Annotated in this window: 23 protein-coding genes; 5 read left to right on the forward strand and 18 right to left on the reverse strand. The window is 62.4% G+C overall.

Features of this window, described 5'->3' with window-relative positions:
- The first annotated feature begins 155 nt into the window (after nt 1-155).
- Both BSY16_RS28475 and BSY16_RS28480 read left to right on the forward strand, forming a co-directional pair.
- Nucleotides 156-1,241 (forward strand): LacI family DNA-binding transcriptional regulator, encoded by a 1,086-nt coding sequence (locus BSY16_RS28475; protein ID WP_069063116.1) that lies wholly within the window; start codon nt 156-158, stop codon nt 1,239-1,241.
- Between the two features lie 82 nt (nt 1,242-1,323).
- Entirely contained in the window at nt 1,324-2,385 is a 1,062-nt protein-coding gene (locus BSY16_RS28480; RefSeq protein WP_069063117.1) for an aldo/keto reductase, read from the forward strand.
- 25 nt (nt 2,386-2,410) lie between these two features.
- Here the strand turns inward: BSY16_RS28480 and BSY16_RS28485 are convergent, their stop codons facing one another.
- The 12 genes from BSY16_RS28485 to BSY16_RS28540 form a co-directional block, all read right to left on the reverse strand.
- Entirely contained in the window at nt 2,411-3,619 is a 1,209-nt protein-coding gene (locus BSY16_RS28485; protein WP_069063118.1) for an MFS transporter, read from the reverse strand.
- 41 nt (nt 3,620-3,660) lie between these two features.
- Complete coding sequence (locus BSY16_RS28490; RefSeq protein WP_286157277.1) at nt 3,661-4,626, reverse strand: glycoside hydrolase family 3 N-terminal domain-containing protein; 966 nt, start codon at nt 4,624-4,626, stop codon at nt 3,661-3,663.
- A 72-nt stretch (nt 4,627-4,698) separates the two neighbouring features.
- The gene (locus tag BSY16_RS28495; protein ID WP_069063120.1) at nt 4,699-5,481 is read right to left on the reverse strand and encodes a DeoR/GlpR family DNA-binding transcription regulator; all 783 of its coding nucleotides are present in this window, start codon (nt 5,479-5,481) and stop codon (nt 4,699-4,701) included.
- Nucleotides 5,478-6,107: an HAD family hydrolase gene (locus tag BSY16_RS28500; RefSeq protein ID WP_069063121.1), complete on the reverse strand. Its 630-nt coding sequence runs from the start codon at nt 6,105-6,107 to the stop codon at nt 5,478-5,480. The genes BSY16_RS28495 and BSY16_RS28500 overlap by 4 nt, the downstream gene beginning before the upstream one ends.
- A 108-nt stretch (nt 6,108-6,215) precedes the next feature.
- Complete coding sequence (locus BSY16_RS28505; RefSeq protein ID WP_069063122.1) at nt 6,216-7,847, reverse strand: GMC family oxidoreductase; 1,632 nt, start codon at nt 7,845-7,847, stop codon at nt 6,216-6,218.
- A gap of 14 nt (nt 7,848-7,861) precedes the next feature.
- Nucleotides 7,862-9,364, reverse strand: coding sequence for an FAD-dependent oxidoreductase (locus BSY16_RS28510; RefSeq protein ID WP_069063123.1), 1,503 nt, complete (start codon nt 9,362-9,364; stop codon nt 7,862-7,864).
- 8 nt (nt 9,365-9,372) lie between these two features.
- Nucleotides 9,373-10,473, reverse strand: coding sequence for an ABC transporter ATP-binding protein (locus BSY16_RS28515; RefSeq protein ID WP_069063124.1), 1,101 nt, complete (start codon nt 10,471-10,473; stop codon nt 9,373-9,375).
- 4 nt (nt 10,474-10,477) lie between these two features.
- Nucleotides 10,478-11,353 carry a carbohydrate ABC transporter permease gene (locus tag BSY16_RS28520; RefSeq protein ID WP_069063125.1) on the reverse strand — a complete coding sequence of 292 codons (876 nt, stop codon included), beginning with the start codon at nt 11,351-11,353 and terminating at the stop codon, nt 10,478-10,480.
- Nucleotides 11,346-12,239 (reverse strand): carbohydrate ABC transporter permease, encoded by an 894-nt coding sequence (locus BSY16_RS28525; protein ID WP_069063126.1) that lies wholly within the window; start codon nt 12,237-12,239, stop codon nt 11,346-11,348. Before BSY16_RS28525 ends, BSY16_RS28520 begins: the two co-directional genes overlap by 8 nt.
- A 67-nt stretch (nt 12,240-12,306) precedes the next feature.
- On the reverse strand, nt 12,307-13,554 hold the full coding sequence (locus BSY16_RS28530) for an ABC transporter substrate-binding protein (RefSeq protein ID WP_069063127.1): 1,248 nt from the start codon (nt 13,552-13,554) through the stop codon (nt 12,307-12,309).
- A 62-nt stretch (nt 13,555-13,616) separates the two neighbouring features.
- Nucleotides 13,617-14,930: a histidinol dehydrogenase gene (gene hisD / locus BSY16_RS28535; RefSeq protein ID WP_069063128.1), complete on the reverse strand. Its 1,314-nt coding sequence runs from the start codon at nt 14,928-14,930 to the stop codon at nt 13,617-13,619.
- A gap of 94 nt (nt 14,931-15,024) precedes the next feature.
- Nucleotides 15,025-16,827, reverse strand: a complete 1,803-nt coding sequence (locus BSY16_RS28540; RefSeq protein ID WP_069063129.1) for a thiamine pyrophosphate-binding protein — start codon at nt 16,825-16,827, stop codon at nt 15,025-15,027.
- Between the two features lie 400 nt (nt 16,828-17,227).
- Between BSY16_RS28540 and BSY16_RS28545 the strand changes: the two genes are divergently transcribed.
- The gene (locus tag BSY16_RS28545; protein WP_069063130.1) at nt 17,228-17,917 is read left to right on the forward strand and encodes a hypothetical protein; all 690 of its coding nucleotides are present in this window, start codon (nt 17,228-17,230) and stop codon (nt 17,915-17,917) included.
- 31 nt (nt 17,918-17,948) lie between these two features.
- On the opposite strand, the gene BSY16_RS28550 is transcribed toward BSY16_RS28545, so the two are convergent.
- Complete coding sequence (locus BSY16_RS28550; protein ID WP_069063131.1) at nt 17,949-18,773, reverse strand: helix-turn-helix domain-containing protein; 825 nt, start codon at nt 18,771-18,773, stop codon at nt 17,949-17,951.
- A 163-nt stretch (nt 18,774-18,936) separates the two neighbouring features.
- Here BSY16_RS28550 and BSY16_RS28555 point away from each other — a divergent pair, with 163 nt between their 5' ends.
- Both BSY16_RS28555 and BSY16_RS28560 read left to right on the forward strand, forming a co-directional pair.
- Nucleotides 18,937-19,902, forward strand: coding sequence for a Gfo/Idh/MocA family protein (locus BSY16_RS28555; RefSeq protein WP_069063132.1), 966 nt, complete (start codon nt 18,937-18,939; stop codon nt 19,900-19,902).
- Nucleotides 19,903-19,932: 30 nt separating this feature from the next.
- Nucleotides 19,933-20,817 carry a sugar phosphate isomerase/epimerase family protein gene (locus BSY16_RS28560; protein WP_069063133.1) on the forward strand — a complete coding sequence of 295 codons (885 nt, stop codon included), beginning with the start codon at nt 19,933-19,935 and terminating at the stop codon, nt 20,815-20,817.
- Between the two features lie 120 nt (nt 20,818-20,937).
- On the opposite strand, the gene BSY16_RS28565 is transcribed toward BSY16_RS28560, so the two are convergent.
- The 5 genes from BSY16_RS28565 to BSY16_RS28585 all read right to left on the reverse strand — a co-directional run bounded on the left by BSY16_RS28565 (nt 20,938) and on the right by BSY16_RS28585 (nt 24,735).
- Complete coding sequence (locus tag BSY16_RS28565; RefSeq protein ID WP_069063134.1) at nt 20,938-21,726, reverse strand: inositol monophosphatase family protein; 789 nt, start codon at nt 21,724-21,726, stop codon at nt 20,938-20,940.
- Nucleotides 21,727-21,734: 8 nt separating this feature from the next.
- Nucleotides 21,735-22,472, reverse strand: a complete 738-nt coding sequence (locus tag BSY16_RS28570) for an amino acid ABC transporter ATP-binding protein (protein ID WP_069063135.1) — start codon at nt 22,470-22,472, stop codon at nt 21,735-21,737.
- Nucleotides 22,472-23,164 (reverse strand): ABC transporter permease, encoded by a 693-nt coding sequence (locus BSY16_RS28575; RefSeq protein WP_069063136.1) that lies wholly within the window; start codon nt 23,162-23,164, stop codon nt 22,472-22,474. Before BSY16_RS28575 ends, BSY16_RS28570 begins: the two co-directional genes overlap by 1 nt.
- Nucleotides 23,161-23,856, reverse strand: a complete 696-nt coding sequence (locus tag BSY16_RS28580) for an ABC transporter permease (protein ID WP_069063137.1) — start codon at nt 23,854-23,856, stop codon at nt 23,161-23,163. The genes BSY16_RS28575 and BSY16_RS28580 overlap by 4 nt, the downstream gene beginning before the upstream one ends.
- Nucleotides 23,857-23,922: 66 nt before the next feature.
- Complete coding sequence (locus BSY16_RS28585; RefSeq protein ID WP_069063138.1) at nt 23,923-24,735, reverse strand: transporter substrate-binding domain-containing protein; 813 nt, start codon at nt 24,733-24,735, stop codon at nt 23,923-23,925.
- Between the last annotated feature and the right edge of the window lie 56 nt (nt 24,736-24,791).

Raw genomic sequence — 24,791 nt, forward strand, 5'->3', positions numbered from 1 at the left:
TAAAACGCTAGCAAAGGATTTTTGCGATGACAAGCCCTGTTTGCACAGCATATCGGTTGCGAACGCCCTGAAATTGGCCTAGGTCTCGCAAAGACGACCTAAATCGTTTAGTAAACTTGTTCGCAGCCGCAGCATAAAAAGGCCTTCACTTCCGCATGAAGAAACCGGGAAAACTGACCATCAGGGACATCGCGGAGGCCGCCGGCGTATCGCCGGCAACCGTATCGCTCGTGCTGAACGGCAAGGGGGAAATTTCCGGCGTGACACGGGCGCGCGTGCTGGAGGCGGTGGCGAGCCTGAACTATGTGCCACGCGCGGCAAGAAGCAGCGCGGAGCCTGGCGAAACGCTGCGTTTCCTGAAGATCGCCAAGCACGGCCATACCGTCAATCGCGACCACAGCGTCTTCATCTCCGACTACATCGACGGCATGTCCGCGGAGGCGACGCGGCGCAACTACACGCTAGAAGTCGTGAGTTTCGAGGGACAGCCGATCAGCACGGTTGCGGAATCGCTTGCGGGTGCGCCCATTTCCGGCGTCATTGCGCTCGGCACGGAGTTGACGGAAGCCGATATCCGGCTGATCCAGGGCCTTGGCCTGCCGACCGTCTTCATCGACACGTTCTACGATGTCCTCGATGCCAACTTCGTCGACATGAACAACGAGGACGCTGTCTACAAGGTGGTGTCCCGCTTCCAGCAGCAGGGTTTCCAGCGCATCGGCTTCGTTGCGTCCCATGTCGATACGACGAACTTCCGCCTGCGCCGCGAGGCCTTCTTCAAGAACATGGCGCGGCTTGGCCTGTCGGTGAACGAAGCCGACATCCTTTCGGTGGAATCGACCTATGACGGCGCCTATCTCGATACGCGCGCCCTGCTGTCGACGGGTCTCGACCTTGCCGAATGCTATTTCTGCACAAACGACATCATCGCCTACGGCTTTATCCGCGCGCTTCGCGAGCACGGTGTTGCCATTCCCGACGACGTCTCGATCATCGGCTTCGACAACCTGCCGCAGAGTGCCACGATGGAGCCCGGCCTCACGACGATCGACGTGTCGAAGCGCAAGATCGGCAATCTCGCCGTCACGGTCCTCAACGACCTTATTGCTGCGGCCGAGCCGCAACCACCGGTCAAGATTCTCGTCGGTGCTGATCTCGTCCTGCGGGCAAGCCATGAACGCGGCCTCTGGAAACCGACCCGGAACCGGCTGCCGAAGACTGTCAAGCAGCCAGCGGAGTAGCCTCTGCCGGCGTGCCGGGCACTACCCGCGCGCCGCCTGACGATCGCCCAATTCGACCATCCTTTCCAGCAGGAGCATGCATATGGAATACAGGACACTCGGCCGTTCGGGCCTCAAGGTTTCGGCCATAGCCATGGGTACCTTCTCCTTCGGCGGCGTCGGCGCCTTCGCGCGCGTCGCAAATCAGGGCGTCGAGGAGGCCCGCCGCCTCGTTGATTGCTGCATCGATGGTGGTATCAATCTCTTTGACACCGCCAACATGTATTCGCTCGGCCGGTCGGAGGAAATCCTCGGCGAGGCGCTCGGCGATAAGCGCAACCAGGTGCTCGTCTCCTCGAAGGCGCGCATGCGCATCGGCGACGGCCCGAACGACGAGGGCCTGTCGCGGTATCACCTGATCCGCGAATGCGAGCGCAGCCTGAAGCGCCTGCGCCGGGATCACATCGACATCTACTTCATGCACGAATGGGATGGCGTGACGCCGGTCGAGGAGACATTGTCTGCCCTCGACACGCTGCGGCAGCAGGGGAAGATCCGCTACATCGGCTGCTCGAACTATTCCGGCTGGCACATCATGAAGGCGCTCGGGGTCGCCGAAGCGAAAAACCTGCCTCGCTTCGTCACCCAGCAGATCCACTACACCCTGGAAGCCCGCGAGGCCGAATACGAACTCCTGCCGCTCTCCGTCGACCAGGGCCTCGGCGCCATGGTCTGGAGCCCGCTGGCGGCCGGCCTCCTGTCCGGCGCCTTCGGCCGCGACAGGTCACCGGCCGGTTCGCGCCAGGCAGCCGGCTGGAGCGAGCCGCCGATCCGCGACGACGAGCGTCTCTGGACAATCGTCGATGCTCTGGACGTCATTGCAAAGGCTCATGGCGTCTCCGTCGCGCAGGTATCGCTGGCCTGGACTTTATCACGCCCCGCCGTGGCAAGCCTGGTCGTCGGCGGCCTTAGCGAAGCCCAGTTTCGCGACAATATCACCGCTGTCGACCTGAAGCTTAGGGACGAGGAGCTGGATACCCTCAACAGGGTCAGCCGCCCCGCCTACCTCTACCCCTACTGGCACCAGCACAATTTTGCCAAGGACCGCTTCAGCCCGGCCGATTGGGCCTTGCACGACAGCTATTCGGATCTCGGCCTGGTTTAACGATCCGAACCCGCCGGGCGGCGTCTCAAAGGCCCGCCTGACGCTGCTTCAGACGGTGGCCCAGCTGGAAGGTAACGGCTGCGATGAGCAGGAACGCCAGCATGATCAGAACGAAGCTGACGACAAGGCTGGTTGCCTGTGCGAGGAAGCCGAGCAGAGCCGGGCCGAGCAACAGGCCGCTGTACCCCATCGTGGTCACGATGGAGATCGCCCTGCCGGCGGCCGCTCCGCCGACATTGCCAGCACTTGCAAACACCGCCGGCACCATGTTCGCGACGCCGAGGCCGCACAGAGCGAGAGCGGCCAGGGACAATACCGCGCTGTCTGCGAACAGAAGGATGGCGACCGACATCGCGCAGAGCACACCACCGATCCTGATCAGCGGCACGTGCCCGACGCGCCGCGTCACGGCATCCCCGACAAGACGCCCGCACGCCATGGCGCCGGCAAAGATGGCAAACGCATAGGCGCCATGGCTTTCGGATGCACCGAGAATGTCGATCATGTAGATCGCCGTCCAATCCATCATGCCGCCTTCCGCAAGCAAAGCCAGAAACGCGATACTTCCGAGCACGAAGATGAGGGTGCGTTGTGCGGCGCTGAGCGATGTGCTGGCGGCTGGCATGCCTTCGGGATTCAGGCTCGATGATCGATGAGCCGCTTTCGTCGCGATCATCCGGCTTGATAGCGCAAGGGCCACGACGAGGAGGCCGGCCACCCCAAGGCACGCCTGCAGGCCGCCGCCGTGGCCGATCAGTTGGCCCACGAGGAATGCGCCGGCAAGATTGCCGATGCTGAAGACGGCATGAAAGGACGACATCAGGTGCCGGCCGGTCTCCAGTTCGATTTGCGATGCTTCGGTGTTCATCGCCACATCGAGCGTCCCGAATGCCGCGCCGGCGACAAATACGCAGCCACCGAGAACCATCGGATTTTCGATGAAGGGGATGACCAGAAAGGCGGCGCCGAAGACCACGCTGCCGCAGAGGCTCAGCACCTGGTTGCTGATCACCCGGTCGATATAGCGGCCGACATTGATCATCAGGACGATGGCGCCGAAGGCAAAGCAGAGAAGGACCGTTCCGAGCTGCCCCTTGTTCAGCCCCATGCCAGCAGCAAGAAGCGGCAGGCTGGACGCCCAAGCGCCAATGCCGATGCCGGCGGCAAGGAAGAACAGATTGCAATGCAGCCGGCTCGATCTGCAAAGCCCGCTTATCGTGATGGGGTTCGTCATTTCAAGAAGGTTTCCTGTGCCTGATCTTAGCCGTCGCTCTCTTAGAGACCGACAGCATTGCGCCTTACGCGCATTGCAGCCTCCGCCAGGCGGTCCGGCGGTATCCGCCCGGATCGCGCCGCCGCGGCAATGCCGTCGCACAGGGCCTCAAGGTGCAGCCCTCCTCCCACGAGCAGCAAATCGGCCCCGGCATTCACCGCAGAAATGGCGGTTTCAAGGAGCGATCGACCGCGCATGGTGGCCGGAGCGTCGAGGTCGTCGCTGACGATCAGGCCCTTGAACCCGAAAGCATCCCGCAGCATGGTCATGACCGCAGGCGACGTGCTGGCGGCATTCTCTTGATCGATTGCGGCAACGGGCGCCGGTCCTGTCATGACCGCCCTGGTTCCGGCAGCAATCGCGGCCTTGAATGGCAGCGCATTGTGCAGAAGTCGATCCAGCGGCGTGTGCAGGGAAACATCCACCAGCGCCGGGTCATGTTCCAGATCGTTGAAGCCGGGAAAATGCTTGGTCACCGCGGTGACCCCGGCGCTCTGGACACCCTTCACGAAGGCCGACACCAGCCTTGCAACGGCTTCCGGATAGGTCCCCATTGTCCGGCCGCGCAGCCAGGGGTTCTGGCCGTCGATCACGTCTGCGATCGGGGCGAGGAACATCGACACACCGAGTTCGCGCGCAGCCACGGCCGTCACCCGGCATCGCTCTTCAAGGGCCTCGTCGGAAAGAGCATGGGCCTCATCAAGCGAGGGGAGCGATGGAACCAACCCCTGGAGCCTCTGGATACCGCCCAGTTCCTGATCCACGGCAACGATCAACTGAGGGCAAATGGCTTTCAGGCGCGCGACGTGACCGCGAAAAACATCCGCCGTCTCGCCGGCAAGCCTTTCCGCCGACATGGCCCGCGCGACATATTCTGCCCGGTTTTCCCCGATCAGAACGGAACAGCCGCCCTTTTCGAGAAAGGGTTCCATGACATCCATGAAGTCGAACGTGTCGAAGGCGGGCAAAAGGATCGCCCTGGCGTCCTGATCCGGTGAAAAAGTCATCATTGTCTCCGTGCGATGAGAAACTGGGCGTTGTCAGACGGTTTCGACATCGACACCGGCTTCGCGAATGGATTTGAGGATGGCAGCATCCGTGCTGCTGGTGAAAAGCGCTGATACGGCGGTGATCGGGGCCACTTCGTAGGTTGCGGCCTGACCAAGCTTGTCGGCCGTCGCCAGAAGCAGGGTCTTGTTTGCAGCCCGGATCATCGCGGCCTTCAGGTGGGCATCCTCGAAATCGTCGGCGCGGAGCGTCAGATCATGATCGACTCCACAGGTGCCGAGGACACAATAGTCGACCCGCAACGCCCGGATCGCATCGATTGCACCGGCGCCGGTTGCGCTGCGCGTCAGCCGGCCGAGGCGGCCGCCCAGCATGATCACCTCGGCAAGCGGATGGTCGAGCGCGGCAGCGGCAACGTCGACGGCGGTCGTGATGATGCGCAACGAGAGCGCCGGCGACAGGCTGCGTACGAACTGCACGACCGTCGTGCTGGAATCCACAAGCAGCGTCGCGCCGTCCGGGATCATCGCCGCCGCAGCGCGGCCGATCCGCTCTTTCTCTCCCGCATGCAGCGTCTCACGGCGGTGGAAATCGAGCGCAGGCGTGACGAGCCGCGCCGCGCCGCCGTGAAACCGCTGCACCAGGCCGGCATCCGAGAGGTCGCGCAGATCGCGACGGATCGAATCTTCCGACACGCCGAATTCCTGCGCGAGCCCGGTGGCGAGAACCCGCCCTGCCGCATTGACCTTGTCGAGGATGACAGCCTGCCGCTCCTCCGGAGAAAGCGCCGACAGTTCTGCCTTGTCCGCGCTCATGCCCTCGCCTTCTCTGCCTGCGCGAGAAGTCCAAGCTCGGACAGCCGCACTTCCAGCGCCTCGGCCGTGCGGAAATGCTCGGTGTGGAAGCCGAGCGCTGCGGCTGCGGCAATGTTTGCGGCATTGTCGTCGATGAAGATGCACTCTTCGGCACGCACACCCGCCCGCTCCAGAAAGCGCTCAAAGATCGCGGCACCCGGCTTCACCAGCTTCTCCGTGCCGGAAACGACGAGAACGTCGAACGCGCCCAGGAATGGATAGATGTCCTTTGCCCTCGGGAAGGTCTCGGCCGACCAGTTCGAAATGGCGTGCACCGGAACACCCGCGTCTTTCAGGCGCCAGAGAATATCGGCCGTCCCGGGCACCTCGCCCCCCAACATTTCATGCCAGCGCAGCCAGTAGGCTTCAATGAGGGCCGCCCGCTCTGGGTGGCGCTCCGCAAGCTCTGCGATACCTTCGGCAAACGGCACGCCCGCATCGAACTGCTCGTTCCACGCCGACGTGCAGACCTCGCTCAAGAAGGCAGACACGGCCGCATCGTCCGGCAGCAGCTTGCGATAGAGATAGGCGGGATTCCAGTCGATCAGGACGCCGCCGATATCGAAGACCACAACATTCGGTTTCATTCAATTTGCCTTTTTGTGCGTTAATTGATTCTTACTATGCACGAACAGGCAGATATACGCAATAAAAAGCATCGCGCGCGCATGAGTTTGTGCGGCAACCTCACCACGCTAGGAACGCATGAACTCCGCGGCCCGCTCGCCGATCATGATGCAGACGGAATTCGGGTTGCCGGAAATCAGCGTCGGCATGACCGACGCATCGGCAATGCGAAGCCGCTCGACGCCATGCACGCGCAGCTTCGGATCGACAACCGCCATGTCATCGCCACCCATCCGGCATGTCCCGGCAGGATGAAGGGCGGCATGCGCGTCCTTGACGCAGAAGGCCCTGATATCCTCGCGCGTCTTGAGGGACGGCGATGGAGCGTGCCGTGCCGTCACGAATTTCGCGATCGCCGGCTGCGCCATGATGTCGATGGCGGCCATCGCCCCTTCGGTCATCGCGTCGAGATCGTAAGGATCGGAGAAATAGCGCGGCGCCACACGCGGATGTGTCGCCGGGTCGGCGCTCAGGAGTGTGACCTCTCCCCTGGAGCGGGGCCGGATCTGGCCGAGATTGACCGTGCAGCCATTGCCGCCGGGAACCGCATCGACGCCCTCCTCGATGCCGGCGCCGACAACCATGAAATACTGGATATCCGGGCTCGCCTCGCCCCTGTTGCCCCACCAGAAGGCACCGCCTTCGATAAGGTTGGAGGATGCAGGACCATTGCGGAACAGTGCATAGTCCAGGCCGGCAAGCGCCTTCCAATGCAGCTTCTTGTACTTGTCGTAGCTATGCGGGCCATTGAGCTGGTAGACCAGCGAAATCTCGATGTGATCCTGCAGGTTCTGGCCAACGCCCGGCAAATCGGCATTGACGTCGATACCCTGCCGACGGATCTGGTCCGCCGGCCCGATGCCCGACAGCATCAGGAGCTTCGGCGTGGCGATCGCGCCCGTGGAAAGGACGACCTCCTGATCGGCCCGGTACACAACGGTGCGCTTGCCCCTCACGCACTCGACACCGACGGCGCGTCCATTCTCAACGAGTACGCGCGTGACCATGGCTCCGGTTTCTACACGCAGGTTGCGCCGCTTGCGGGCAGGATTGAGATAGGCGACCGCTGCGGAGCTGCGGCGACCGTTGCGGGCCGTTATCTGGTAGAGGCCGCAGCCTTCCGGATCGCCGGAATTGAAATCCGGGTTGTAGGGCAGCCCGGCCTGCTGGCAGGCTTGCAGCCATGCGCGGGTCAAGGGATGAATATAGTCGATGTCGGAAACGCCGAGCGGGCCGCCGACGCCATGGGCTTCGTTGCAGAAGCGGTTGTTGTCCTCTGCACGCTTGAAGAAGGGCAGGACGTCGGCATAGCCCCAGCCTTCGGCACCCATATCGACCCATTGCTCATAGTCCGACGGCACGCCGCGAATGTAGATCATCGCGTTGACCGAACTGCCGCCGCCGAGAACCCGCGCCTGCACCATGGTCGGTGTTTCCGTGCGCTCCTGCTCGGCCATCGGCTCCCAGGGAATGCGCTTCAACAGGTCGCCCTGCGCGGTCTTGTAGTAGGCGCCGGGAATGTGGATGTAGGGGCTGCGGTCGCGTGGTCCCTCCTCCAGCAGGAGAACGTTGACGGCAGGATCTTCCGAAAGCCGGGCAGCAACGACGCAGCCCGTCGAGCCGCCACCGACCACGATATAGTCGAATGTGGTTATCTCATCCGGATGCCGGGGAGAAATGCCGTAGCGCGCCGATCCCATGTCTCGAAGTCCCATCATTGCCCCCTTGAAATGGCGCTGCCGGCCTTGATCGCCAAGGCAGCAATGGTCAGAGCCGGGTTGACGGCAGCCGAAGTCGGCATCACGGACGCATCCGTGATGTAGAGGTTCTCAACATCGTGGCTGCGGCAATCGAGATCGACGACCGAGGTTTTCGGGTCGCTGCCCATGCGGGCCGTGCCGCATTGGTGCGACGTCGTCTTGCGGCCGAAGGTATGCGTCAGCACGATTGGGAAACCGGCCTTTCGCATGACGGCGCGCGTCTTGGCGATCAGCACCTCGTGCGCACGCATGTTCGAGCGAATCCAGTGCATGACGATGCGGTTGTCGCGCACCATCACCCGGCTTTCAGGATTGGGAAGGTCTTCGCTCGTCAGGAACCAGCCATAGGCGTAGCGGGCGATGAGCCTGGCGACCCAAGTCGGCGCCGGAAACGGTATATTGGCCTTGAGGATGTTGCCTGTGATGTGGCCGAGAAGCTGGACGTTGCCGAGGGGGGCACCGTATTCGTTGTCCGCGTTGTAGAAATCGTTGAAGGCGATGGTCTTCTGGTAGACCGAAGTGTTGGCGGCGAAGGGATCGATCGTCAGCATCGCAGTCGTGTTGTGGTTCATGAAGTTGCGGCCAACTTGATCCGAGCCGTTGGCGAGGCCGGTCGGATGCGCCTTGCTGGCGGAGCGCAGGAGAAGTGCTGCACTCTGCACCGCGCCGGCCGCCACCGCGAAGCGATCTGCCGAGATGCGCTGCTCCACGCCGTCTTTCACATAGACGACGGACACGACCCGACGGCCCGTCTCGTCCGTTTCGAGGCGGGTCACGGAAGCGCCGGTCACGAGGCTGACATTCGGATGGGTGAGCGCGCTGGCAAGCGGACCGACCTCCGCATCGATCTTGCCGGTGCCGGTGTTCGGAAACGCATCCCAGCCCGTCGGCGCCTGCTTCAGCCACGCGTCGATATCGATCGACAGCGGCAGGGCAGCCGGGTGGATTCCAGCCTTTTCCAGCCGGCGACGAACGGCGGCGATCGACGGTTCGTCAGGCACCGATGGATAGACGTAGGGCTTGGCATGCGCCGGCTCCGTCGGATCGCCGGAAACCGAACCGCGCACCCGAAAAATGCTCTCGGCTGCATCATACCAGGGTGACAACTCCTCATAGGACATCGGCCAGCCCGGGGATGCTCCATCCATGTGCGGCCTTGGTGCAAAGTCCTCGCGGCGGTAACGATACATCACGGCGCCGAAGAACTTCGAATTGCCGCCGACATAGTAGTAATTGCCGGGGAGAAAGCCCTCGCCGTCCGTGCCCAGCCACTCCTCCGAAGGCCGGTAGAAACCCTTCTGGAAGATCGCACGGTCATCGCGCGCCTCTGGACTGTCCTTCAGGTAATCGCCACGCTCGAGGATGACGATCCGCAAGCCGGAGGGCGCCAGACTGTGCGCCAGGGACGCCCCGCCGATGCCGGAGCCGATGATGACGATGTCTGCGGTCTGAGTCATGATGTCTTTCAGTCGATGCGCGTTTCGGTATCGATGTCGAACAGCACGGTCTTCGACGTATCGACGGACAAGGCGGCTTCCTGGCCTGCATGCGCCTGCTTGGGCGGAAGACGGGCCGTCACTTCAACGCCGCCGAGCTGGAAGACGGCGAGCGTGTCAGGCCCCGTCGGCTCGACGACGTCGAAATCGATGGTCAGCGACGGAGGTATATCGCCACTCGCGATCGAGAAATTCTCGGGTCGTACTCCGACGAGCACTTTCTTGCCGGCGTAGCGCCGCACGGCCTCCGGCGAGAGGGCGATGCCCGCGATGCGGGCTGGCTGCCGGTTGGCGATGTCGACGACGGCGGTGACCGTCGAGCCCTGTGCCTCCAGAACGGCCGGCACGATGTTCATGGCGGGAGAACCGACAAAGCGCGCGACATAGACGTTGGCGGGCCGGTCATAGACGGCCTGGGGCTCGTCGAGCTGCTGCACGACGCCGTCCTTCATGACCGCCACGCGGGTAGCGAGCGTCATGGCCTCGATCTGGTCGTGCGTGACATAGACGATCGTCGTGCCGAGGCGGGCATGGAGGCGCTTGATCTCCGTGCGCATGTCCACGCGCAGCTTGGCATCGAGGTTCGACAGCGGTTCGTCGAACAGGAACAGTTTTGGCTCGCGGACGATCGCGCGGCCCATGGCAACGCGCTGGCGCTGGCCGCCGGACAGTTGCGACGGCTTGCGATCGAGCAGATGCGTGATCTGCAACAGGTCCGACGCGGTTTTCACGGCCTTGGCGCGATCGGCCTGGGCGACCTTGCGGATCTTCATGCCGAATTCGATGTTCTGGCGCACGGTCATCGTCGGGTACAGCGCGTAGGACTGGAACACCATGGCGATGTCCCGGTCCTTCGGCGAGAGGTCGTTGACGGCCTTCCCTGCAATCCGGATCTCGCCGCCCGAGATGGTTTCCAGGCCGGCGATCATGTTGAGAAGCGTGGACTTGCCACAGCCGGAAGGGCCGAGCAGCACGAGGAAGTCGCCGGTGCCGATGGAGATCGAAACCTCCTTCAGAACCTCGAGATGGCCGTAAGCCTTGCGGACGCGATCGATTTCTAGAGTGGACATAGCCTCAGCCTTTCACGGCGCCGGCCGTCAAGCCGCGGACGAAATATCGACCTGCGACGATGTAGACGACCAAGGTTGGGATGGCGGCGATCATGGCGGCGGCCATGTCGACGTTGTATTGCTTGCGACCGGTGGTCACGTTGACGATGTTGTTGAGCGCGACGGTGATGGGGCTGCTGGAGCCGGAGGTGAAGGACACGCCGAACAGGAAGTCGTTCCAGATCTGCGTGAACTGCCAGATGCAGGACACGACGATGATCGGGATCGAGGTCGGCAGGATGACACTCCAGAAGATGCGGAAGAAGCCGGCACCATCGACCATCGCCGCCTTCGTCAGTTCATCCGGCAGCGAGACGAAATAGTTGCGGAAGAACAGCGTCGTGAAGCAGATACCATAGGAGACGTGGACGGAGACAAGCCCGGGAATGGACCCGGCGAGACCCAGCAGCCCGAGCGTGCGTGCCATGGGGATGAGGATCGCTTGGTACGGCAGGAAGCAGCCGAACAGCATGAGTCCGAAAACGAAGTTGGCGCCTGGAAATTTCCATTTCGTCAGGATGTAACCGTTAATGGCGCCGATGCCCGTCGAAAGGGCCACGGCCGGGATCACCATCAGCAACGAATTGAGGAAATAGGGTTTCAGCCCTGTGCATTCGGTGCCGATGCAGGCCTGCGACCACGCTGCCCGCCACGCATCGAGCGTCACCACCTTGGGCAGGCCGATGAACGAGCCGCCATAGATCTCGTCGAGTGGTTTCAGCGATGTCGTGACCATCACCCAGAGCGGCATCAGGTAAAGCAATGCGACGATGACCAGGCAGGCATAGATGGCGATACGGCCAAGCCGCATCTTGCCGGATTGGGAGAGTGCTTCAGCCATCGTTTTTCTCCCGAAGCTCGGAATAGAGGTAGGGAATGATGATCGCCGCGACGGTCATGAGCATCATCACGGCACTTGCCGCGCCGACGCCCATCTGGTTCCGCCGGAAGGTGGCGGAGAACATGAAGGTCGATGGCAGTTCGGTTGCGGTGCCGGGGCCGCCGTTTGTCAGCGCCAGGACCAGGTCGAAGCTTTTGATGGCGATGTAGCTGAGCAGGACGATCACGCTCAGCATGGCCGGGCGCAGCATCGGGATGATGATCTGGCGATAGATCCGCGGCAGCGTGGCGCCCTCGATCTGTGCCGCCTTGATGACGGAGTTGTCGATGCCGCGAAGGCCGGCGAGGAAGATCGCCATGGCAAAGCCCGAGGATTGCCAGACACCGGCCACCACGACCGTGTAGATCGCCATGTCCGGATTGGTGATCCAATCGAAACGGAAGTCCATCCAGCCGAGGTCGTTTACCACCCGCTGGATGCCGAGGCCGGGATTCATGATCCACTTCCAAGCGGTTCCCGTGACGATGAACGACAGCGCCATCGGGTAGAGGTAGATCGCTCGTAGAGCGCCTTCGGCACGAATATTCTGGTCGAGAAGGATCGCCATCAGCAGGCCCAGGCCCGTCGACAGCGCGAGGAAGAGCACGGAAAAGATGAACAGGTTGGCGACAGCCGTGTGCCAGCGGGGCGTGGCCCACAGGCGGATATATTGCTCAAGGCCGACGAAATCGTAGGTCGGCACGAATTTCGACGAGGTGACGGAAATCAGTCCCGTCCAGAGAATGAACAGGTAGACGGTGACGATGACGACGAGCAGGCTGGGAGCGACGACGAGGCGCGGAAGCCAGGCTGCCAATCGCGATGACATGCGCGTAGAGGCGCTCATGGGTCAGCTCCGATGGCGGTAATGGGGAGGAGCCACGCGGTGCGGCTCCTCCGATTGGCTGTATGGCTTATCGAGCGTTGTCGATGCCGGAGACCAGCATCTTGACGGCATCTTCCGAGCTCATGGTGCCGACGAAGAACTGCGCGGCGACGTCGCTGAAGACGGAAGCGAATTCCGGCTTGGCGGCAAAACCGTGCGTCATGGCGCCCTGCATGCTGCCCTTTTCGATTGCGGTGGCACGCTCCTGGTAGCCGAGCTTTGCGCAATCGTCGAAATCGTCGACCGAGACGTCGCTACGGGCCGGGATCGAGCCCTTGATCAGGTTGAAGCCCTTCTGGACCTTCGGATCCATGATGGTTTCGACAAGCGCTGTCTGCGCGTTCTGCACGTTCTCATCCTTGACGATGAACGTGCCGAAGCTGTCGATCAGGTACTGGAAGGACGTAACCTCGCCGGGCGTCGCAAAGCAGTAGAAATCCTGGTTGGGCTTCAGCCCCTTTGCGAGGAACTCGCCCTTCGCCCAGTCGCCCATGAACTGCATGGCGGCTTCGCCGTTGATGACCATGCCGGTCGCAACCGCCCAGTCGCGGCCGACGAAGTTGTTGTCGACGAGGCCGCGCACTTCGCGCAGCGTGTCGAACACCTTGACCATCTCCGGGCTGCCGAGCGCTTCCGGATCGAGGTCGATCGCCGTCTTCTGGTAGAATTCCGGGCCGTTGACGTCCGACAGGAGGGCATCGAAGATGATCCCGATCTGCCACGGTTCATCGCCCATCGCGATGGGAACGATGCCCTTCTCCTGAAGTTTCTGGCCGGCCGTGATCAGTTCCGCCCACGACTTGGGAACGGCGATGCCGGCATCGTCGAAGATCTTCTTGTTGGCCCAGACCCAGTTCTGGCGGTGCATGTTGATCGGGGCCGCGATGAAGGCGTCGCCCGACGTCACGAACGGCAGGAGCTGAGGCGCGAGCGCTTCACGCCAGCCGCCGGCCTTGGCGAGGTCGTTCAGGTCGCGAACAACGCCCTGCTCCGCCCATTGCACGCCTTCCCAACCGAGAAACTGCATGGCGCCCGGCGGGTTGCCCGCCGTAAGGCGCGAGCGCAGTGCCTGCTGCGCGTTCGCACCGCTCATGCCGCCGACGGCGGAATCCTTCCATGTGAAGCCCTTGGCCTCGAGTTCCTTGCGAATGACGTTGAGGGCGTCGACCTCGCTTTGCGAGACCCAGTGGTGCAGAACTTCGATCTCGCCTTCGGCACGGGCCGCAACGGGCACGAGCATGGTCGCCGCAAGAACGGCAGCTATAAATTTCGACATGAGTTGGTCCTCTCTGGTTGGGTTTTTGAGCGCAGCCCTTGGCGGGCTTTTGTGCGCGGTTGTTAAACAGGGTCAGCGGGCATCGCGTAGCCGACGTTCCGGCCGCCGTAGCGGCGCACGCGGATGTTGGCCTGCTCGGCATGTCCCGCAAAACCTTCCATCAGGCAGAGCCGCGAGCCGTAGGCGCCGATCATTGCGGACGCCTCGTCGGTCAGGATCTTCTGATAGGTGCAGGTCTTCAGGAATTTCCCGACCCAGAGGCCACCGGTGTAGCGGGCGGCCTTGTTGGTCGGCAGCGTATGATTGGTGCCGATTACCTTGTCGCCGAAGGCGACGTTCGTGCGGGCACCCAGGAACAGCGCCCCGTAGTTCTTCATGTTGTCGAGGAAGTAGTCCGGGTCACGGGTCATGACCTGGACATGTTCCGAGGCCACGCGGTCGCCTTCCGCCAGCATCTCCTCGATCGTGTCGCAGAGGATGATCTCGCCGAAATCTTCCCAGGCCTTGCCGGCGACGGCCGCTGTGGGGAGGATGTCAAGCAGGCGCTCGATCTCGGAAAGCGTATCGCGCGCCAGCTTCTCCGAATTGGTGATGAGAACCGCCGGCGAGTTGATACCGTGTTCGGCCTGGCCGAGCAGATCGGTCGCCACCAGTTCGCCGTCGACACTGTCGTCGGCGATGATCAGAGTTTCTGTCGGGCCGGCGAAGAGGTCGATGCCGACGCGGCCGAAGAGAAGCCGCTTGGCTTCCGCGACATAGGCGTTGCCGGGGCCGGCCAGCATATCGACCGGAGCGATCGTTTCAGTCCCGTAGGCCATTGCGGCGATCGCCTGGACGCCACCAAGGCAGTAAATTTCATCAGCGCCTGCAAGCGCCTGCGCAGCCACGATCTTGTCGGCAATCTTACCCTGGAAGGGCGGCGCGCAGGTGATCACCCGCTCGCAGCCGGCAACGCGCGCCGTCAGCACTGTCATATGGGCGGATGCCAGCAGCGGGTATTTTCCGCCCGGCACGTAGCAGCCGACATTCTGGATGGGCACGTTCTTGTGACCGAGCACGACACCCGGCAGCGTCTCGATCTCGATATCCTTCAGAGCGGCCTTCTGCGCTTCGGCAAACCGGCGGATCTGGTCCTGCGCGAAATCAAGGTCTTCTCGCTCCCGGACCGTCAGCGCGTTGATACAGGCCTCGATCTCCTGCTTCGTCAGCCGGTAGGAGTCGCGGTCAAACTTGTCGAACTGCACTGAAAGCGCGCGAACCGCCTTGTCGCCACCGTCCCGGACCTGTGCAAGAAGGCCCTCGACCGCCTTGGTGACTGCGCTGTCGGCACCGCCCTGTTCGATGGAAGCCTTGGCTGTTTTGATGTGCCGGATCATGACAAAGTCTCTTCGTTCACGGCCGCCGTCGGCGCCGCGCTATCAAGGGTCTTGGGAGGGCAAGGGAAGCTCGCGCCTCCCCTGCTCGGGATGTTTAGAGGTGCTGTTCGCGGGCGCGCATGTCTTCGTATGCGGCCTGCTCCTTTTCGTAGTAGGCCGGCGACGGGAAGTCCCACCAGCCGGTGGCGAACGGGCCGGCGGCATCGCGCGAGACGATCACTTCCACGAGGGCCGGGCCGCCGCATTCCAGCGCCGCCTTCAGGCTGCTTTCAAGGTCCTCGTTCTTCTCGACCTTCCACGCCTGGAGGCCGAAGGCACGGGCAGAGGCTGTAATATCGGCCGAGTAGGGCGCACCGTTGCCGGCGTGATGATTGAACTCGGAGGCGATGTGGCGCCCCATGAACTTGCGCTGCCCACCACGGATCGACATGTAGCCCTGGTTGTTGAGCACCAGGAACACCACGTTGATGCCGTTCATGACGGCCGTGCCCATTTCCGGCAGCGACATCATGAAGTCACCGTCGCCGACGATGGCGACGACCTGGCGATCCGGGCAGGCGAGCTTGGCGCCGAGTGCAGCCGGCACCGCCCAGCCCATCGGCGAATAGGAGCCGGAGGTAAGGTGGGTGCGTGGCTCGTAGATCGGGAAGCTCTGCTTGACCGCCCCTTGCGTGTTGCCGGAACCGACGACAACGATGCCGTTGCGATCGAGAACCTTGCGCAGCGCCATCAGCGGACGCTGCGAGGTGAACGGCGTTTCCTGGCTGTTTTCGCGCGGTTCGACCAGCGCGCGCCAATCGGCCTTCGCCTTCTGCACATCGGCAACGAATGTTTCCCGGCGCGACAGCATCTTCTGCGAGTCCGCGTCGGAAATCAGCGACAGGATCGCCTCCAGCGTCACCTTCGCATCGGCGACGATGCCGACTTCCGTCTCGTAGTTCTTGCCGATCTCGCGCGGGTCGAGATCGATATGGATGAGCTTGGCCGACGGGATCGAGAAGGAGACGCCCTTGGCATAGGACGACGCCGACCAGTCGGTGAAGCGGCAGCCGACGGAAACGACGACGTCGGCGGATGCGGTGATCGTGTTGCCACAGGTTGTGCCCGTCTGGCCGACGGCGCCGATGAACAGCGCGTGATCCTCTGAAATGGCGCCCTTGCCGTTCCAGGTGATCGAGACGGCGGCGCCGAGCTTTTCGGCGAGACGCGTCAGTTCAGCGGACGCATTCGCGGTAATCGCGCCGCCACCCGCGACGATGACCGGACGCTCGGCGCTCATCAGCACCTTCACCGCGGCCTCGATGGCCTTCGGGTCCGGATAGGCGATACCGACCGGCAGCCGCTTCTGGAGCGGATGAATGGTGACGTCAGCGGCCTCGACCTGCACGTTCATCGGCACTTCGACATGAACCGGGCCGGGACGGCCCGTCAGCATTTCGCTGAAGGCACGATGCATAATGCTTGGGAGGACCTGCACCGAATTTGCTTGCCAGGCGCGCTTGGTCACCTGCTCGGTGATGCGCGGGAAGGCGTTATCCTGCTGGCGCTCCAGCTCCTGCATGGTGCCGTGGCCATGCATATAGGTCTGCGGCGAACCGGAGACATAAAACAGCGAGGTGGAGTCGCAATAGGCGGTCGCCAGACCGATGATCGTGTTGGCGGCACCCGGACCGACAGAGGTCGAGCATGCCATCGGCTTGCCTGAGGCGCGGTAGTAGCCGTCGGCCATGTGGACGGCGCTCTGTTCATGCATCACCTGGATGAACGGGATCTCTGATCCCTCCTGCAGGAACGCGTCGAACAACGACCAGATGCCGTGACCCGGCACGCCGGCAACATACTCGACGCCATATTCCTTGAGCGCCTTCGCGACGACTTGGCCACCTGTCAGTTTCATGGATCGACCCTCTTTAATCTCGTTATCGTTCTGTGCCGGAGACCAAACGATTGGAGCTCTTCCAGCGATGGGCTTATTGTTCGATGGGACGGGGCAAGCCGCAAGTTCGCATCAATCGAAACGCTGACGCGACCTGACGCAGAACACGCGTGCTTCCGCTTCAGAACCCGCTGAAGGCTAGGCCGTGCCCTGGCTCGCTCGGCCGATTTCAGAAAGTGAAACAGGAACGATTATCCGCCGACGCTTGCGGCCGAAATCCCGAGTGAAACACATGTCCATTCGCACTATGAAGCAGCCATCGCGCCAAGATGCGAATAAATAAAATGCGCCGCGCACTTTCTCCCGGACGCACCCTGTGGCTTGCTCTACCGGGACACTTGCAGAATTCAGGGGCACCACCGTGCAGAACCTTACCAGAGACCTCGCCTTCGCGGACGACTTCATTTCCGCTCAGCTGGTTGAGAACGTTTCCGACTACGATGTGGCCGATGCCGTCGTGGTCAATATCAGCCCGTCCCCGATGATAACGGGCAATGAGCATCCCGCGATCGTTCCGGCGTGGAAGTCCACCTGGCTGAAGGGTGGCCGCATCCGGTCGGCGGAGCGTGTTGTGATCATCAAGGTCATCAAGCCGACCAATCTCGGCGGCTGCATGTTCCGCGGCTGGGACTGGCTGGGTAACAGGATCCGCAGCTTCCCGCGCGACACCCCGCTCTACATATCGCCGCAGGACGAAATCGGAACGGTCACCATCGATCCGCGGGTTTTCACCAATGAGCGCGCTAGCGCCGAGGCACCGCAAACCTTCACGATGAAGCTCAATCTTTGGTGGTCACCCGGCGATACCGACTGCTTCATTCACAACGAGCACCCCTTCCTGGAAACGCACACGCAGATCCACGGGCTGGGCCGCATGCAGAAGTTCAAGCAGCGTGACGCGGCGACCCTTTATGAGGATGTCGTGATGCCGATCGGCTATTCGCACGATCCTTTCTGCCGGGTGACAGGTGAAAACCAGTGGACCTATCCGTGGCACCGCTACTATGCGGACACGGACAGCGTCTGGCTCGCCGTCGAGCTTCACCCCTGATGAAAGCGCCGGCCGATGCCGGCGCTTCGGCTCAGCTCATCTGGATCATATCCGATCCGTCACCGAGATATTGCAACGCCTCGCGCGGGATCGCGGGGTCATTGCGGTCCAAGACCGTCAGGTCCTTGAGATGCTCGCGGCGCAGCAAGCCTGGACCTCGGTAGTGCAGCGCGACCTTCGTGGAATAGGGTTGGCGAAAGACCGTCGCGGCAATGCCGCTGGAAATGCCGAACATGAACTTCTTGGAGTTCCGCTTGACCTGCGCATAGACGCCGAACGTCAGTTCGTTCGACTGGATGCCCTCGAAATCCGCTGTGAAGAGGCGATCGGCCAAGGGGAAGCAGAACCCGTAATATTTGAAGACATACTCCGTCTTCTTCGGGTCGTCGAAGCTCGGGAACCGCTCGACGTAATAGTGCTGCAGAAACTCCTTGTTGCGATAGATGCAGAGCGCGGACCGCAACACAAACCCTTTGTAGATCGAGGAGAACTGGTAGCGGTCGTAAATCCCCACGATATCATTGTGGTCGGCATTGTTCTCGACGATCATCTCCGAGACGAAACGCGAAAACTCCGGCAACTGGCGCGCGGTCGCCATGGCATGGAAGAAATTGCCTTCCACCAGCGTGCGGAACTCGTCCGGGTCCGTAAACAGCATCGGCACGCTGAGGCCGAAATAGTTCGCGATGATCCGCAGATTGGTGGCCGACGGGATATGGGCGCCGGACAGGTACTTGTTGAACTGCTGCCTGTTGACGTTGATCTTGCGACAGACGGCCGCGACCGAGCCGTGCTGCTCGCAAAGCGTTTTCAGGTTTGCCGCCAGCGCAGCGCCGTCTCGTCCCAGCTGATCCATTCCAATCCCCGATATGTGACGCATTGTGACGCTCAACTTACTTCATATCGCTAATGACTTCAATCGCCTGCGAAGTTGTAGAGCGCGCGGCGGCAGTTCAATCTCGAGGTGACAAAGAGGAGGACGCGACGTGCATTCCAGGCGAGAACTTGGGTGGTCGGTCATGGGTACCGGCACTATCGCAACCGAGCACATGGTCGCGGCGATCCGTTCGGCCGGACATCAGCCCCTGTGGGTCGTCAGCCGGAACAGGCACTATGCGACGGACTTTTCGCAGGACATGCAAATCCCCGGCATCGCGGTCGACGCCCGGCGGTCCTTGCAGGATCCGCGCGTCGGATTTGCCTATGTCAGCGCGGTTCGCGACCGTCGCAAGCACTACATCCTGGCGGCCGCGGCGGAACGTAAACACGTTCTTTGCGACGGCCCGATTGCCGGCACGAGCCGCCTGGCCACCAGCCTCGTCGACGGGTGCAAGACGGCGGGCATCATTCTCGCGCTCAACCAGCCCTTTCGCACGCTGGCGCCCCATCAGACCATGCGCCGGCTGCTGCAGGACGGCGAGATCGGCACATTGCAGTCGCTTGTCATCGCCCGCGGCGCGCCCTACCAGCCCCCGCCGAACCGCCACCTCGACGAGAGTGCCGATCGAAGCGATGCGCTTCTCGAATTGTCCGTCGACAGCATCGACCTGGCGCGGTTCCTGACCGGCCAGGAGCCGGCGACGGTCGCAGCCCTCTCGGCCACGCCACCGGGCACCGAGGCCGGCCAGTCGTCCTATGCGATCGGGATGTCCGGTGGTGCGATCTTCCAATGTTATGAAAGTTTCACCACCGCGGAATTCGAGAGCACCGTCATGCTCGCCGGCGATCGCGGAACGCTCATCGCGCACGGGACACTCAGCGGGAAAGGCTCCGGCACACTGGTGCGCCGGCGGAACGGCCGCAACGAACTCATCCCGGTGCGCGACCGCGACCAGCACGTCCCGACGATAGAGGCCTTCCTCGCCCTGCCGCAGAACCCCGCGACATGGATGTCGCTCGGCGACGACAACGTCATCGCTCTGCGCACCGCAGAGGCGGTCCGGGCGGCACAAAAAAAACGTCCTCTCGCCGCCGGCGGCGAGTGACGCACCCCCGAACACGAGAGATCCAAAGCCATGCCCCGCACCCAGAACCAGCTCATCTTACATTCGATGGCTTCCAAGCCGAACACGCTGGCGATCGATATCGAGATCGCAACAAGCCTTGGCTTCGACGGCCTCGAAACCTCCGGCAACAAGATCAAGGCATTTCTCGATGCCGGCTTCGCGGCGCAGGATTTGAAGGCGCGTCTTGGTCACCTTTTCCTGCCCGGCATCGGCTTCCTGATCGACCTCGAACGGCAGGGGGATGCCCGTCAACAGATGCTGCGCGAGGCCGAAGACCTCTGTGCACTCGCCTCGGCGGCTGGCGCGAAAGGCATAGAAGCCATTACGGGTCCGCTGGACATCCGGGTCTTCGAGGCCGGTGCTTCAACACGCTATCCCGAGCTTTACCGAGGCCTTGTCGACCTGCCGACGGACGACCAGAGCGAGTTGACGGCGGCCAATCTTCAGGCGGTCGCGGATATCGCTGCGTCACATGGATTGCTCGTTTACCTTGAGGCGCTGTCCTGGACACCGCTCAACACCATGGACGCGCAATTGCGCATCCATGACCGGTGCAAGCGCGACAATGTGCGGATCGTCATCGACTTCTGGCACGCCTACACATCTGGAGACACGCCGGAGCGGATCGCACGCCTCGATAAGGACCTGATCTACGGCGTGCATCTGTGTGATTCCCTGCCCTATGCCGGCGGCATCCCGAACGAACCGGTGCTGCGCGACGTTCCCACCGGACAGGGCGTTCTCGACCTGCAGAGCTGGGTGGATGCCGTAAAATCGACCGGATATGACGGCTGGTGGAGCTGCGAACTGTTCTGCAACCGGCAACATCAGGACAACAGCTTCGCCGTCGCCAGGGACCTCAGGACCCTCATGGAGCGCCTGATCCCGGCATGACGGGATCGTTGGCATAGGGATCAGGCCCGCACCGATACGGGTGCCGTCGATAGCGCGCCCCAGACCGAAACCCAACAGGGTCTCGGTGAAGACAGAGAACAGTAGAACCTTCCGAAGTCCTCAGCCAGATGTTCGAGAACCGAGGCGTTCGAGTGCAGCGGCGTGCAACGCCTGGTCGCCGGCCGCAATTACACGACCCTGCCAGGCTAGATCGAGCGGATGGCCTTGCCAGTCGGTCACGATACCGCCGGCACCTTCGATAATCGCGGTCGGGGCGAAGAGGTCGTAGGCGTCGAAACCGGCATCGACGGCAAGGTCGGTGCGGCCGCGGGCAAGGCAGGCATAGCTGTAGCAGCTGCCGCCGTACTGGGTGAACTGCACCGCGTCGTCGAGGCGGGCAAAGGGCGCTTGGTCCGCCTCAGGCACGAAGCGGGGGTTAGAGGAGGTCATGTAGGCATCGGAAAGCGCCGTACCCTTGCGGCAGCGGATCGGTTTTCCGTTGTGCCACGCGCCACGGCCGGAAATGCCGGTCAGGCGCTCGGTGGTGGCGGGAAGGTCGATCACGCCCAGAAGCGGCTTGCCACCACGCGCCAGAGAAATCAACGTGCCATAGACGGGGATGCCGGCGACCCAGGCGGCGGTTCCGTCAATCGGATCGAGCACCCAGACGAATTCGGCACCGAGCTGCTCGCTGCCATACTCCTCGCCCATGATGCCGTGATCGGGGAAGGCGGCGCGAATCTGTTCGCGCAGCCGCGTCTCGACGGCACGGTCGGTGGCGGTGACAAAACTCGCATCCTGTTTCAGATCGACCCTCGGCACGTCCGCAGCGGCGGCCAGAAGAAGGGCACGCGAGCTGTCGGCGAGCTTTTCGGAGAAGGCGAGGAAGGTTTCGGTACTATCGGTCATGGCGGCTCTCAATGGGCAAGGATCTGGCCGAGGAAGGTGCGGGCCCGCTCGGATTTCGGGGAGGCGAAGAATTCGGGCGGGGTAGAGACCTCGACGATCTCGCCCCTGTCCATGAAGACGATGCGGTCGGCGACCGAACGGGCAAAACCCATTTCGTGCGTCACGCAGACCATCGTCATGCCCTCGCGGGCGAGGTCGGTCATGACGTCGAGCACCTCGGAAATCATTTCCGGGTCGAGGGCGGACGTCGGCTCGTCGAAGAGCATGACTTCCGGGTTCATGCAAAGCGCCCGAGCAATGGCGACGCGCTGCTGCTGGCCGCCGGAAAGCTGGGAGGGATATTTGTGCGCCTGGTCGGGAATGTGCACGCGATTGAGGTACTTCATGGCGATTTGCTCAGCTTCCGCATTTGCCATCTTGCGCACCAGCCGCGGCGCCAGCGTCAGGTTCTCGAGCACGGTCATGTGGGGAAAGAGGTTGAAGCTCTGGAACACCATGCCGACCTCGCGGCGCACGAGATCGATCTTCTTCTCGTCGTTGGTCAGCTCCTCGCCGCCGACGAGGATGCGGCCGCTGTCGTGCTCTTCGAGCCGGTTGATGCAGCGGATCATGGTCGATTTGCCCGAACCCGAAGGCCCGCAGACCACGACCTTCTCCCCCTTGGCAATCGTCAGATTGACGTCCTTCAGCGCCTGGTAGGTGCCGTAGAACTTATTCATCTTCTCGAGGACAATGATATCGGCCATCAGGTCTTTCTCACATGGCGGTTCGCGTAGGTTTCGATCAGCGTGAAGGCCGTCTGGATGATCCAGACCAGCACGAGGTAGATGATCGTCGCAGCGATGAAGATCTCGTAAGGGGCGAAGGTGTCGGCGACGATGGTGCGGGCGACGCCCGTCATTTCCATCAGCGTGACGGTGGAGGCGAGCGCGGTCGACTTCAGCATCGAGACGATCTCGTTGCTGTAGGCGGGAAGCGCCAACCGGACGGCGAGCGGGGCGGTGATGCGGGTCGTCCTCTGGAACTTGGTAAGGCCGAGCGCCTTGCCCGCCTCAATGAACCCCTTGTCGACGCCGAGCACCCCGCCACGCAGGATTTCCGAGACATAGGCGGCCGTGTTGAGCGAGAGCGCGATCACCGAGCACCAGTAAGGATCGCGCAGGATCGGCCAGAACACACTCTGCCGGATGAAGCCAAACTGCGGCAGGCCGTGATAGATGACGAAGAGCTGCACGAGCAGCGGCGTGCCGCGGAAGAAGTAGATATAGGCCCTCGCCGGCCAGACCAGCCAGGCACGGCGGGACAACCGCATCAAGAGGATGCCGACGGCGAGCACCAACCCGAACAGGGTGGAGACGACAAGAAGGTTGAGCGTCAGTCCGAGCCCCTGCAGGATCTTCGGCAGGCTGGAGGCGATCAGCGACAGGTCGAAGCTCATCGGGCACCTCTCAGATGGCGGTTGGCGCGCACCTCCAGCCATCCGACGACGAAGGTGATTACCGTCGTTATCGCGAGATAGATCAGGGCCACGGTCATGTAGAGCAGGAAGGGGCGGTGTATGAGGGAGTTCGCCATCTTGGCGACGAAGAGGATTTCCTCGAGGCCGATGATGGAGACGAGGGCCGTATCCTTCATGATGGAAAGCATGTGGTTGCCGAAGTTCGGCAGGGCAAGCCGCCACATCTGCGGCAGGCGCACATAACGGAAGATCTGGTGGCGCTTGAGGCTGAGCGCCCGCGCCGCCTCGATCTGGCCGCGGTCGACGCCGAGAAAGGCACCGCGGAACGTCTCCGTCATATAGGCGCCAACGATCAGCCCGATGGCGATGGACCCTGCCCAGAACGGCGGAAGATCGATGAACTTCACCGAGGGATCGAAAAGCTGAACCACCTGGGTCAGCGCGATCGCCATGCCGAAATAGAAGAGCAACAGCAAAAGCAGCTCCGGCGCGCCGCGAAACACGATGGTGTAGACTTGGGCGATGCCGCGCAGGATGCGGCTTTTGGAAAGCTTTGCCGAAGCGCCGAGCAGGCCGCAGACGACCGCGATCACCAGGGACACCGAAAAGACCTGCAACACCGTCACCAGGCCGAAAAAGAAATCATCCCACCAGCCGTCAAGTGGCGACATAGCGATACCTCCATAATCTGCATGTAGATCGGGCACCGCGGCTCGCGCGGCGCCCGGAGGTCATGTTTACTGGCCGACGCCCTTCCAGTTTGCCGGCTGGATGGAGAAGGGGAAGTATTTCAGGCTGTATTTTTCGAGCGAGCCGTCCTTGATCATCTCCGCGAGCGCCGTGTCGATCTTGGCAAGCAACGCGTCATTGCCCTTACGCAGGCCCACGCCAACGCCCGGACCGAAATATTCGACCTCGTCGATCGGCGGCGAGACAAACTGGAAACCCGCGCCGTTTTCCTTGCTGAGGAAGTCCAGATAGGCCTTCATCGGATTGGTGATGGCGATATCGACACGTCCGTTCTGGAGATCGAGCAGCATCGGCTGGGCACCGTCATAAAGCACGACTTCCGCGCCCGGCAGTTTCGCTTCCACCCATTTCGCGTAGGTCGAGGCCCGCTCCACACCGAAGCGCAGACCGTTGAAGGCATCCGGGATCGGTTTGCCGGCATCGTCGAAAAGCTTCAGAGCCGCGTCCTTCGAGCCGAGGATGCGGCCGACCGACACGCGGTAGGGGATAGAAAAATCGATCTTCTTTTGGCGATCCTCGGTGATCGACATCGAGGCCACGATGAGGTCGAACTTGCTGGCAAGCAGTGCCGGAATCATGCCGTCCCATTCCTGGCAGACATAGTCGAGGTCAACGCCGATACGCTCGGCAATACCCTTGGCGACGTCGACGTCATAGCCGGCCATCTCGCCCTCCGGCGTCCGGTAGTTGAACGGCGCATAGGTGCATTCCATGCCGACGCGCAGGGTCTCGGCACGGGCGGGCATGGCAACGGCAAGTCCGACGATTGCGGCAGACAACAGGCCGATTACGATTTTCATGGCATTCCCCTTTTTGTTTGGTCAGTCCTTGCGACGGTCCTCACACCGGCGAGGGG

It is taken from the genome of Sinorhizobium sp. RAC02 (assembly GCF_001713395.1).
Classification (GTDB): domain Bacteria; phylum Pseudomonadota; class Alphaproteobacteria; order Rhizobiales; family Rhizobiaceae; genus Shinella.

Coding starts and splice junctions, on each gene's coding strand:
- BSY16_RS28575 (WP_069063136.1), bottom strand. CDS start 23,164: ATGAGCTTCGACCTGTCGCTGATCGCCTCCAGCCTGCCGAAGATCCTG.
- BSY16_RS28570 (WP_069063135.1), bottom strand. CDS start 22,472: ATGGCCGATATCATTGTCCTCGAGAAGATGAATAAGTTCTACGGCACC.
- BSY16_RS28475 (WP_069063116.1), top strand. CDS start 156: ATGAAGAAACCGGGAAAACTGACCATCAGGGACATCGCGGAGGCCGCC.
- BSY16_RS28580 (WP_069063137.1), bottom strand. CDS start 23,856: ATGTCGCCACTTGACGGCTGGTGGGATGATTTCTTTTTCGGCCTGGTG.
- BSY16_RS28520 (WP_069063125.1), bottom strand. CDS start 11,353: ATGGCTGAAGCACTCTCCCAATCCGGCAAGATGCGGCTTGGCCGTATC.
- BSY16_RS28480 (WP_069063117.1), top strand. CDS start 1,324: ATGGAATACAGGACACTCGGCCGTTCGGGCCTCAAGGTTTCGGCCATA.
- BSY16_RS28560 (WP_069063133.1), top strand. CDS start 19,933: ATGCCCCGCACCCAGAACCAGCTCATCTTACATTCGATGGCTTCCAAG.
- BSY16_RS28540 (WP_069063129.1), bottom strand. CDS start 16,827: ATGAAACTGACAGGTGGCCAAGTCGTCGCGAAGGCGCTCAAGGAATAT.
- BSY16_RS28510 (WP_069063123.1), bottom strand. CDS start 9,364: ATGACTCAGACCGCAGACATCGTCATCATCGGCTCCGGCATCGGCGGG.
- BSY16_RS28500 (WP_069063121.1), bottom strand. CDS start 6,107: ATGAAACCGAATGTTGTGGTCTTCGATATCGGCGGCGTCCTGATCGAC.
- BSY16_RS28485 (WP_069063118.1), bottom strand. CDS start 3,619: ATGACGAACCCCATCACGATAAGCGGGCTTTGCAGATCGAGCCGGCTG.
- BSY16_RS28565 (WP_069063134.1), bottom strand. CDS start 21,726: ATGACCGATAGTACCGAAACCTTCCTCGCCTTCTCCGAAAAGCTCGCC.
- BSY16_RS28555 (WP_069063132.1), top strand. CDS start 18,937: ATGGGTACCGGCACTATCGCAACCGAGCACATGGTCGCGGCGATCCGT.
- hisD (WP_069063128.1), bottom strand. CDS start 14,930: ATGATCCGGCACATCAAAACAGCCAAGGCTTCCATCGAACAGGGCGGT.
- BSY16_RS28525 (WP_069063126.1), bottom strand. CDS start 12,239: ATGAGCGCCTCTACGCGCATGTCATCGCGATTGGCAGCCTGGCTTCCG.
- BSY16_RS28515 (WP_069063124.1), bottom strand. CDS start 10,473: ATGTCCACTCTAGAAATCGATCGCGTCCGCAAGGCTTACGGCCATCTC.
- BSY16_RS28585 (WP_069063138.1), bottom strand. CDS start 24,735: ATGAAAATCGTAATCGGCCTGTTGTCTGCCGCAATCGTCGGACTTGCC.
- BSY16_RS28550 (WP_069063131.1), bottom strand. CDS start 18,773: ATGGATCAGCTGGGACGAGACGGCGCTGCGCTGGCGGCAAACCTGAAA.
- BSY16_RS28495 (WP_069063120.1), bottom strand. CDS start 5,481: ATGAGCGCGGACAAGGCAGAACTGTCGGCGCTTTCTCCGGAGGAGCGG.
- BSY16_RS28505 (WP_069063122.1), bottom strand. CDS start 7,847: ATGGGATCGGCGCGCTACGGCATTTCTCCCCGGCATCCGGATGAGATA.
- BSY16_RS28530 (WP_069063127.1), bottom strand. CDS start 13,554: ATGTCGAAATTTATAGCTGCCGTTCTTGCGGCGACCATGCTCGTGCCC.